Source organism: Aestuariivirga sp., assembly GCF_037139295.1.
Taxonomy (GTDB): domain Bacteria; phylum Pseudomonadota; class Alphaproteobacteria; order Rhizobiales; family Aestuariivirgaceae; genus Aestuariivirga.
The window spans coordinates 1-1,887 of record NZ_JBAXGR010000277.1; the positions used below are offsets into that span (position 1 = coordinate 1).

3 protein-coding genes are annotated in these 1,887 nt (G+C 53.0%); all 3 read left to right on the forward strand.

Features of this window, described 5'->3' with window-relative positions; genetic code table 11:
* A partial coding sequence (locus tag WCJ41_RS21870) for a hypothetical protein (RefSeq protein WP_336907944.1) occupies positions 1 to 428 on the forward strand: 428 nt, incomplete at its 5' end.
* Positions 429 to 474: 46 nt separating this feature from the next.
* Complete coding sequence (locus tag WCJ41_RS21875; RefSeq protein WP_336907945.1) at positions 475 to 1,191, forward strand: SGNH/GDSL hydrolase family protein; 717 nt, start codon at positions 475 to 477, stop codon at positions 1,189 to 1,191.
* 222 nt (positions 1,192 to 1,413) lie between these two features.
* Positions 1,414 to 1,887: hypothetical protein (locus WCJ41_RS21880; protein ID WP_336907946.1), on the forward strand; the 474-nt coding region annotated here is incomplete at its 3' end.

A 1,887-nucleotide genomic window follows, 5' to 3' on the forward strand; every position in this document is an offset into this window, starting at 1 on the left:
TGGCATCTTTGAACAGTGAGGCGATCGCAGGGTTCTCGATTGCGGGGAAAGATGGAAAATTCCAGCCTGCTCAGGCGGAATACCTGGTCACCGGTAAAGACAATAATGGTAAGCCGCAACATAACTGGAAGGCTCTTGTTTTGAGCCATCCTCTCGTGCCCAATCCCATTCACTACCGTTTTGCGTGGGGGCGCAATCCCGTTGGGAATCTCCGCATGGTGTACATCAAAGATATTCCGTTAGAGGCGCAGCGGAGTGACACCTGGAAAGTCGCTGATATGTACGAAAACTACACTGGCAAAAAGTCAGCTGTCCCTGGGCTGGTGAATGGCGGAGAAGCCGAAGAACTTAAAAAGGCGCTGAAGGCAGCCGACCTTGAACGGCGGATCTTCGAAGCCCAGGCTTTTCTTGATTCTCAGAAAAAATAGTTTGGTGATTACAAAAACAACAACACCTATGAATGGAACGAAAATAATGAGACTACGGCAGGTTATGAATTGCGGAATCGTTGGAACGATTTTGTCTGTTACCTTGGGGCTCTCGCTGTGGGGAGCCGAACCGGGCACATCAAGCCAACTCGCTGAAAATTTACGCAAAGGTAAATCACAACATCTGGTGATCTACGGCACGAGCTTGTGCACACCGCAATACAGCGCCTGGGTGAGTCAGTTACAGGCTCTCATCGAAGCAGGTTTTCCTAAACTCTGCACCGTGTCAAACAGTGCTGTGGCCGGGGCTGCATCAAACTGGGGTCTTGAGAATATCGATGCACGTGTGATCGCCCTCAAGCCGGACACCGTGCTCATTGAATTCGCGATGAATGATGGCTATACGATTTACAAGATCTCTGTTGCCGATGCGCAGAAGAATCTCGAAACCATGATCGAAAAGGTGCATACGTCTTTGCCGAATTGCGAAATCATACTGATGACGATGAACCAGCCGATCGGCCGAGGATTGGAGCCGCGGCCAGCCTTTTCCGAGTATAGCGCGATCTATAGGAAGGTGGCGAAAGAGCGGAATCTCAAACTCATTGATGTGCAGCTGGTGTGGGAAAAGCTTTTCACCGACGACGAGAAAAAATGGCATCTCGTTGTTCCCGATAATGTCCATCCAACGAAGGAAGGGAATGAGCTGGTCACCACCCCAACCATTGTGAAGGCATTGTTCGGATCTGAGAAGGTGCGTTAAGCGCGAAGGTTTAAGTAACCAACCTATCCAAGAATTTCTAACAAATACCATGAAACGATCATCTATCCTCCTCAGCTTGTCCCTGTTCGCCGGCCATCTCCATGCCGCAGGCGGGGGCGGCAACGACCAAGGCAGCCGACCTTGAACGCCGGATTTTCGAAGCCCGGGCGATTCTCGAGGCCCAGAACAAATAGGCTGGCAATTTCAGAAAGAACAACGGCCATGAAAAGAGCGCTGCTGGTCTCCGCGCTGCTGGTCTCCACACTGCAAGCCGCCGATACCTTTTGGGACGAGATACCGCTGTCTCCGAGCACCACGCTGCCATCGGTTGTGCTGGACGATTACTGGAACAGCGAGTTTCAACGGGTCAACCGTGAGGTGGCTGCGGCACACAACACCCGGCTCGTCTTCTTTGGTGATTCGATCACCTGGTCATGGTCGCTCGGCCCCGCCACCGGGCGGGAGATTTGGGAAAATCAATTCAAAGACTATCACCCCATCAACATGGGAAACTCGGGGGACATCACTCCGGTGATGCTTCACCGCGTGACTCGCGGCAATCTTGATTTCCCCGATGGCCGGCATCCGAAAGTCGCGGTGATCCTGTGCGGCATCAACAACTTCGGCGTGTCGCAAAGCGCCGGAGGCAGGGAAAAGTGGGGCTTGGGCGCCGACTGCCCGCCCGAGGACATCGCC